The organism is Streptomyces sp. NPDC029122, from assembly GCF_055569445.1.
In genome coordinates, this window is sequence record NZ_JBVHWK010000052.1 from 1 (window position 1) to 7,409 (window position 7,409).

The following is a 7,409-nucleotide window of genomic DNA, read 5'->3' on the forward strand; positions in this document are numbered from 1 at the left end:
CGATCTCCCGCGGAGCGGGACCCCAGGGGCTGCGCGCCTGGGAAGCGCACCCCCTCGCTGCGCTCGGGGGACGGCCGCTCCGCGGCCAGTGCCAGCCCTTCGGGCTGGCCGGCCTCCGCTCCGCTCTGGCCGAGAACCCCCTTCGCTCCGCTCGGGGGGCTGGCTTCGCCAGCCCAGGGATTCCGCCTCCGCTTCGCTCTGGCGGGAAGTCCTTCGCTTCGCTTCAGGACAGAGGAAAGGCCTCCGCTCCGCTCTGGCGAGAGGCCCTTCGCTTCGCTCCGGGACGAAAAAGGCAGCGCCTCCGCTCCGCTCCGGCCGAGAACCCCCCTCGCTCCGCTCGGGGGTGGGCTGGCTTTGCCAGCCCAAGGGTCTGGCCTCCGCTTCGCTCCGGCGGGAAGCCTTTCGCTTCGCTTCAGGACAGAGGAAAGGCCTCCGCTTCGCTCCGGCCGAGAACCCCCTTCGCTCCGTTGGGGGCTGGCTTCGCCAGCCCAGGGGTCCCCCCTCCGCTTCGCTCCGGGGAGAAGTCCTTCGCTTCGCTTCAGGACAGTGGAAAGGCCTCCGCTTCGCTCCGGCGGGAAGCCCTTCGCTTCGCTCCGGGAGGAGGAAGGAGAGGCCTCCGCTCTGCTCTGGCCGACAACCCGCCTCGCTCCGTTGGGGGCTGGGCCGGCTTAGCCCCCCGAGGGCCCCGCCTCCGCTCCGCTCCGGCGGGGAGTCCTGCGCTTTGCTTTAGGACAGGAAGGGAGGGGCCTTCGCTCGGGACTTCGGCCAGGGGCCCTTTGCTTCGCTCCGGACGAGAAAGGCAGGGCCTCCGCTTCGCTCCGGCTGGGGACCCCCTTGCTTTGTTTGGGCCGGGCTGGCTTTGCCAGCTCAGGGCCTGGCCACCGCTCTGCTTTGGCCGGAGGCCGTTCGCTTCGTTTTGGGATGAGAAAGGAAGGACCCCCGCTTCGCTCCGGCCGAAACCCACTCGTTCCGCTTAGGGGTGGGCTGGTTTCACCAGCTCAGGGGCTGGCCTTTGTTCCGCTCCGGCCGGAGGCCCTTCGTTTTGCTCCGGGGCAGGACGGGAAGGGCGCGCTTCGCTTCGGCCTGAGGTCCCTGATTGCGCTTGGGGTTGGGGAGCTTTGCTCCCCGACTGCCCTGCCTTTGGGCGGGTGGGCCTTTGCTTCGCTTCGGCCCGAGGCTCCTCGTTTCGCTCGGCAGGGAGGCGGTTGCGTGGCCTTTGCTCCGTTTGGGAGTCCGGTTGTTCCGTGGTCAGGGTCCGCTGCTTTGAAGTAGTGCTGTGCGGCGGTTGATTCCCGGGTTTTGCTCCGTGGTTGAAGGTCCTTGGTTGGGTGGCGCATGGGGGTTCAGCACCTGATGGGTGGTGGTTCCGCTTGGGTGAGTGGCCTCGGGGTGGTGGGTGCAGTTTGGGAGTTTTCGTGGGAGCTCCTGCCTGGTTCGGTGGGGGCGGGTGCCGACTTTTGTGGGGGCTTTTCGGTGGGGGGAGTGCTGAGGGTTGCTTGAGGTCTGCTGGGGGGTTGCTGGAGGTGGAGGTTGGGGCGTTAACGCCGTTAATGGTGGAGGAGGTGGTGATTCAAAGTGATCTGGGGATAGAGATAGGAATCAGTCAGATTCTGCGTGGTTATGGACACGGTGTCCGGGGGGCCTGGGTCTCCACGTTCTGGTGGCGCTACGTCAGGAAGTCAGGTCCAGGGGCGGGTTGAAGGCGGCGTTGAGTGCGCACAGCGCGGCAGGGGACGGCCTATAGAGAGTACGGATATGCGTTGCCGCAGGTCAGAGGGGGTGCGGGAGGAAAGTTATGTCCCCTCAGAAGGGACATAACTCGGGGGATGTGTCGCTGCTAGGGGGACAGAACTCCTGCAAAACGTCAGCGAGGCTGACGCTTTTTGGGCCAAAACGTCGGCGGGGCTGACGTTTTGGTGGAGATACGTCGCCGAACTGCGTGGGGTCGGGGAGGGGTTGGGCGCGGGGGTCCGGGAGGGGCCGGAGAGAGGCCGTGGCCGAGATGTGTCCCTCCTGGGGGGACACAAGACACGCCGAACGTCAACGAGCGTGACATTAGTGTCACCCTTGTTGACATACTCTCTCTGCAGATCAACGAAGTGGAGAGCATCCTCGTGTCATCAGAGCCACAGCGCCGCCGGCCGAGTCCGTCGCGCGCGCCGCGTCCTGATCTCCCCGTTGATGACGCGATCTCGGCGTGGAGTCAGCCGCTGGCTCCGGTCAAGGATCTGGACAGCCTGGCGAAGCGGTATCCCAGCCGGAAGCTCACGCTGGACGGTGAGCGCAAGCCGCTGGAGTTCTACGGGACGCAGAGTCAGCCAAATGCGTTCTCGATGGACAGCCTCGAGTTCTTCCTGGTGATTGCCCAGTACTTCAGGGAAGCCTTGCCCCTGAGGCTCATCCTGCTGCTGATCGCGTGCCAGCGGGCGGGAGGGCGGATTCCACTTACGCAGGAGGAGATGGCTACGATCCTGGACGTCAGTCGGACAAAGACGTCGGAGGCTCTGCACACCGTCATGTCTCATGGGATCGTCTTCAAGGTGCGGCGGGGTGTGTACCAGTTCAACCCGCCCTACAGTTACCGGGTGGCCGAGTTCATCCCGGGGACGGAGACGGCGGGTGAGTTCGTGAAGGTGGAGCAGCACAGCACCATCTCGCAGATTCGCAGCGACACGAGCCTGCCCGACCTGGTGCGGTTCCCGTCGCTGGACCACATGCGGCAGGCAATCGAGGAACTGCGGGCCGAACGGTCCAAAGAGCGCGCTGCGCGCCGGCTGAGCCGGGCACAGCGCAAGGAAGAAGGGACAGCTCAGTGAGCACCTTGCGATTCGCTGCGGTCAACGCCGACGGGCTTCTCTCCGACCTGGACCTTCCGCCTGCCGCGTACCGTGTGCTGCTGAAGCTGCGTTCGCTGAGCGAGCCGGGCGGGCGGATCCTCATCGACCAGGCCACCATCGGCGGGATGCTGGAGCTGAGCAGGCCGAGTGTCAATGCCGCTCTGCGCAGCCTGGAGCTCGCCAAGCTCGTGCGGAAGGTCAGGAACGGGGTGTACCAGATCAACCCGATGCTGGCCGGGTACAACTCCTTCGAGGACGCTGTCGCGGCCGTGAACGAGATGGCCACCGACGAGCGGCTGGACGCGCGCGGCTATGTCGCCAGCTACCACCAGGCGGTGGCGGAGTATCAGGACCAGCTGGCGGAGCAGCGGAAGAAGCGTGCGGCGCAGGCCGCCGCGAAGAAGGCTGCGGAGTCGAAGCGGCGGCGGACATTGCACGCCGTGGGATGAGTGCGTGAAGAGGAGGCCCCTGGAGGCCTCTGAGGGCGGCTCAAGAGCCTTGGGGGGTCCCGGCGATGTTCCTGGGGCCCTCCAAGGTTTTCAGGGGCTTGAGGGGGCTCCTGCGGCTTTGGGTGGGGTGGGTCTCAGGAGGCGGTCAGTTCGGCGTTCGCGCGCTCTGTGAGCAGGGTCAGTACGCGGCCCGCGACCGCCAGGTCCTCGGCCGGGATGTCGGCGTACAGCCGGGCGGAGATCTGGGCGGCCGCGGCGGCGGTGGTGTGGTGCAGGTTCCGGCCGGCGTCCGTGAGGTGCAGGAGGGAGTCCTTCTGGGACAGGAGCCCCGCGGTGGTCAGCTCGTCGATGGTGCCGTGGACGACGGACGGGTCGGTTTTGAGGGAGTCGGTGACCTCGGCGACGAGTTCGTCGCGGGTGAGGGAGCCTCCCGCGACGGTGACGGCCCGGAGCGTCACGCTCTGGTGGAACGTGACGCCGTGGCTGGCCAGCGCTGTCTCCATGAGGGCGCGGGCGGAGTGGTGGGCCAGGGCTATGACCCGGCCGTCGGCGGAGGGTGCGGTGGTGGTCATGACCGGTCCTTCACGTTGTCGGTGTGGGGATCGAGAGGCGTGTCGAGCAGGATCGCCAGCTCGCGGGTGAACTGCTGGGCGCGGGGGCCGTGCTGGCCGCCCAGGGGCTCCAGCAGCTGGTCCAGGAGGCCCTGGACCACCGTGATGGCGCGGCTCGTGACGTCGAGTCCCTGCTCGGTGAGCGACAGCTGCATGGCGCGGGGGTCGTCGGGGTCCCGGGTGCGGGCGACGAGGGCGGAGGCCTCCAGGGCGCGGGCGAGTTTGGAGACGTACAGCGGTTCCAGGCCCGTGTGGTCGGCGAGCTGCCGCTGGCTGGGACGTTGCTTCGAGCGCGACATGCCGTGCAGCGAGGCCATGAGGGCGTACTGGGCGTGGGTCATCCCCAGCGGTGCGACCGCGCGGTCGACGGCCACCCGCCACTTCAGGGACAGGCGCCAGACCAGGTAGCCGGCCGTCACGTTCTCAGCTGTTGGGCTCATGACAGATACAGTAGATGGCTATTATGTACATGGCTAGTATGTGTGGCCGAGTCCATCACCGCGCAGGCCGGCTGAACGCCCGAGCTGGGCGCGCTAGAAGGCGAAGTCGACGTAGTCGATGTCGGTGAACTCGACCAGGAGGCTGGTGGCGCGGGCGCCGTTGTCCTTGAAGTAGATCTCCTGGAGGGCTTCGGCCGTGATGTGGCGGAGCTGGGCTTCGGTGGCGCCGGTTTCCTGGGCCGCGAAGAGGCGCTGGGCGTACTCCGGGGGCAGGTGCTGGGTGATGCGGCGCATACGGCCGTCGTCGGTGGTGCCGGGGGCGGCGGTGAAGCCGAAGCGGGCGCGGGTCTCGATGACCAGGCCGGTGGTGCGCGCGGCCTGCTCGCGGGCCCGCTTGCGGACCAGGGGCTGCCAGCGGCGGCGCACTTCGGCTTCCAGGCGGGCCGCGAGGGCCGGTTTGGGCTGCTTGATCTCGTTCTTCACGTAACGCTCGACCGTGCGCTGGGAGATGCCGAGGGTGGCGGCTGCCTGTTTGGTCGACTTGAGCTGTTTGACGAGGAAGCGCATCTGGGCGCCGGCGGATTTGGGGATGGGGCGGGTGAAGTGCTGCTCGTCCGCTTTGGTGAGGCTGTCGGAGATGTCGGACATCGGTTACTCGCCGTCTGCTGCCGCGTCGTGGCCCTTGATGTGGCGGGCCGGGTTGAGGTGCTGGTCGAGGAGCTGGACGGCCCAGAGGAGGGGCTGGGTGCCCTCGTGCTTGACCATGCCGGGGCTGACGCCGAGGCGGAAGCCGCCGGGGAGGGGCTTGCCCTCGGGGGTGCGGGGGAGGAAGTCCAGGGGGCTGGGGCCGTCGGAGAGGTAGACCGCGCAGTCTGAGAGGACGGCGACGGGGTGCAGGCCCGCCTCGGTGGCGAGCTTGCGCATTTTGCGGTGCATGTTGACGCGGGCCGTGGAGATGACGGCGGCGCGGATGTCGGGGCGCCAGGTGGGGCGCTCCAGGGCGGGCCACGCCTCGCCCGGGCGGTAGGAGGCGCCCTGGGGGCGTTCGCGGAGCTTGCCGATGCCGCCCTTGACGGTGGACTTGATGGCGGACAGGACCGCCGTCGCGGTGCGGGGGGCGTTCGTCCTGTACGCCGTCATGGCCGTGAGGAACTCGGACTCCGTGAGGGAGGCGGTGATGCCGAGGTCCGCCATGGTGGCCATGTAGGCGTCGCGGAGCCGGGTGTACCAGGCGTCGAGGTAGGGGCCGTTGTCGGGACGGATCCAGGCCTCGGCGGGCCGGACGTCGTGGCCGAGCTCCTGGGCGTAGGCGAGGGTCGGGGTCGCGTACCAGGCGGGGCCGGTGGGGGGCTTGCCGTGGGGAGTGAAGGGGCTCGGGAGGCGCGGGTCGAGGGAGAGGGAGGAGAGGTCGGCGAGCCAGCACCCGGGGAGCTTGGGGTCGAAGCGGGGGGCGGTGGTGTGGACGGCGGGGCCGAGGCCGACGGTCAGGCGGTTCGCGGCCGCGGCGAAGGCCATGTTCACGTCGATGCCGACGGCGTGGGTGCGGGCGCACTCGGCGTCGGTGAGGAGCTCCGGGTCGCGGATCCAGTCGTACGCCTCCTCGTCGAGGACCTCGTCCGGGGTGCGCTGGTGGGCGCGGGGGTAGAGGGCGGCGACCACCGGGTGCTCGTCCGGGGCCTCGGGCGGTGCCGGGTCGACGGGGCGGGTGAGTGAGCCGGGGACGGGTGCCGACTCCCAGGCGTTGGTCTGCGGGTTGCGGGCGGCGCGGGTGGGCGGGCGCAGGGCCGTCATGAGTTCCAGGCCGGTCACGGCGGTGGAGCCGCGGGGGGTCAGGACGCGGGCGGCGTAGGTGGTGAGCAGCTCGGCGAGCTCGGGGGCGGGGAGGTCGGCGGTGTCCTCGCCCCAGGCGCGGGGGTCGAGGGCGCCCCAGGGGAGGACCGCGAGCTGGACGCACTGGCGGCCGGTGGTGGGGGAGGCCGGGCGGTAGACGCGGGCCCACGGGCCGAAGCCGCGGCGGGTGAGCTGCCACTTGGCCTTGGTGAGCTGCTTGACGACGGGGTGGTTGTCGGGGAGGCGCAGGGCGCGGCGGTCTTCGAGGACGAGGGGGAGACCGAGGCGCTGGGCCGCGGGGGCGGTGAGGACGAGCAGGGGGTCGCCGTCCCTGCCGTTGCGGTGGAGGCGGGGGGAACGGAGGTCTGCGTCGGGGCCGAGGGCCCAGGCGATGAGGGAGGGGAGGTCGGAGGTGGGGTGGGGGAGGAGGAGGCCGCCGGCGGCGTGGGCGTGGCCGGTGCCGTCGAGGACGGCGAGGGGGCCGTTTCCCGCGAGGGGGGCGGGAGTGGGGGTGGGGCGCTGGGGCGGGCGGCGGGTGGGGGCCGGGGCGTTAACGGCGTTAACGGTGGCGGGGAGCTCGGGGGTGGATCCGGGCTCGGGGGCGGTGGGTGCGTTAACGGCGTTGACGGTGGCGGGTGTGACCGGGAGGGCCGTGGGGGGCTCCTCGGCGGTGGTGGCCGGGTGGGGCGTGGCGTTAACGCCGTTAACGGTGGGGGGTGTCGGCTCGGTGGTGTCGTTAACGGCGTTAAGGCTGTTGATGGTGTCGGCGGGATGCGGGCCGGGGGCGTTAACGGCGTTAACGGGGTGGCGGGCGGCGAGGCCCTCGAGGAGGCGGGCGTACGCCGCGCGCTTCGGGGGACGCGGTGAGGTGCGGCCGGTTTCCCAGGAGGTGACGGTCTCGCGGCGGACGGAGAGGGCCTTGGCGATCTGGTCCTGGCTGAGACCGGCGGCCTCGCGCAGGCGCTTGCGCTCGTCGGGGTGGGGGAGCCCGTCCTGTGCGGCTGCCTCTTCGAGCAGGGCGTCGACCGCTGCGAAGAGCGTCGCCTGTTCGTTCATCTCGGTCATCGGTACCTCCAGCAGCAGCCTATATGTGAAGCGCACCGCTGAACGCACATGAACCGCACGGGGGGCGTTAACGCCGTTCACGGCGTTCACGCCCCCCCTGCGGTTCCCGTCCGGCCGCGCAGGCGGGCAGGCCTCCGTGGAAGTCAGACCTCTCGGGGGACAATTCCCCGATGTCGG

General features: G+C 69.7%; 6 protein-coding genes. 2 read left to right on the forward strand and 4 right to left on the reverse strand.

What is annotated here, in order from left to right:
- Positions 1-2,099: 2,099 nt before the first annotated feature.
- Together ACZ4WZ_RS33460 and ACZ4WZ_RS33465 are read left to right on the forward strand one after the other, a co-directional pair.
- Positions 2,100-2,816 (forward strand): hypothetical protein, encoded by a 717-nt coding sequence (locus tag ACZ4WZ_RS33460; RefSeq protein ID WP_323188313.1) that lies wholly within the window; start codon positions 2,100-2,102, stop codon positions 2,814-2,816.
- Positions 2,813-3,286: a MarR family transcriptional regulator gene (locus ACZ4WZ_RS33465; RefSeq protein ID WP_388946398.1), complete on the forward strand. Its 474-nt coding sequence runs from the start codon at positions 2,813-2,815 to the stop codon at positions 3,284-3,286. The genes ACZ4WZ_RS33460 and ACZ4WZ_RS33465 overlap by 4 nt, the downstream gene beginning before the upstream one ends.
- Positions 3,287-3,420: 134 nt before the next feature.
- On the opposite strand, the gene ACZ4WZ_RS33470 is transcribed toward ACZ4WZ_RS33465, so the two are convergent.
- From ACZ4WZ_RS33470 to tap, 4 genes are all read right to left on the reverse strand, one after another.
- Positions 3,421-3,858: a MarR family winged helix-turn-helix transcriptional regulator gene (locus ACZ4WZ_RS33470; RefSeq protein WP_467896825.1), complete on the reverse strand. Its 438-nt coding sequence runs from the start codon at positions 3,856-3,858 to the stop codon at positions 3,421-3,423.
- Positions 3,855-4,337, reverse strand: a complete 483-nt coding sequence (locus tag ACZ4WZ_RS33475; RefSeq protein ID WP_467896827.1) for a MarR family winged helix-turn-helix transcriptional regulator — start codon at positions 4,335-4,337, stop codon at positions 3,855-3,857. Before ACZ4WZ_RS33475 ends, ACZ4WZ_RS33470 begins: the two co-directional genes overlap by 4 nt.
- 93 nt (positions 4,338-4,430) lie before the next feature.
- Positions 4,431-4,985, reverse strand: a complete 555-nt coding sequence (gene tpg, locus ACZ4WZ_RS33480; protein WP_467896828.1) for a telomere-protecting terminal protein Tpg — start codon at positions 4,983-4,985, stop codon at positions 4,431-4,433.
- Positions 4,986-4,988: 3 nt separating this feature from the next.
- The gene (tap, locus tag ACZ4WZ_RS33485) at positions 4,989-7,232 is read right to left on the reverse strand and encodes a telomere-associated protein Tap (RefSeq protein WP_467896829.1); all 2,244 of its coding nucleotides are present in this window, start codon (positions 7,230-7,232) and stop codon (positions 4,989-4,991) included.
- Positions 7,233-7,409 lie beyond the last annotated feature (177 nt).

Excerpts from the sequence above, each read along its gene's own strand:
- ACZ4WZ_RS33470 (WP_467896825.1), bottom strand. The coding sequence starts at position 3,858 with ATGACCACCACCGCACCCTCCGCCGACGGCCGGGTCATAGCCCTGGCC.
- ACZ4WZ_RS33475 (WP_467896827.1), bottom strand. The coding sequence starts at position 4,337 with ATGAGCCCAACAGCTGAGAACGTGACGGCCGGCTACCTGGTCTGGCGC.
- tpg (WP_467896828.1), bottom strand. The coding sequence starts at position 4,985 with ATGTCCGACATCTCCGACAGCCTCACCAAAGCGGACGAGCAGCACTTC.
- tap (WP_467896829.1), bottom strand. The coding sequence starts at position 7,232 with ATGACCGAGATGAACGAACAGGCGACGCTCTTCGCAGCGGTCGACGCC.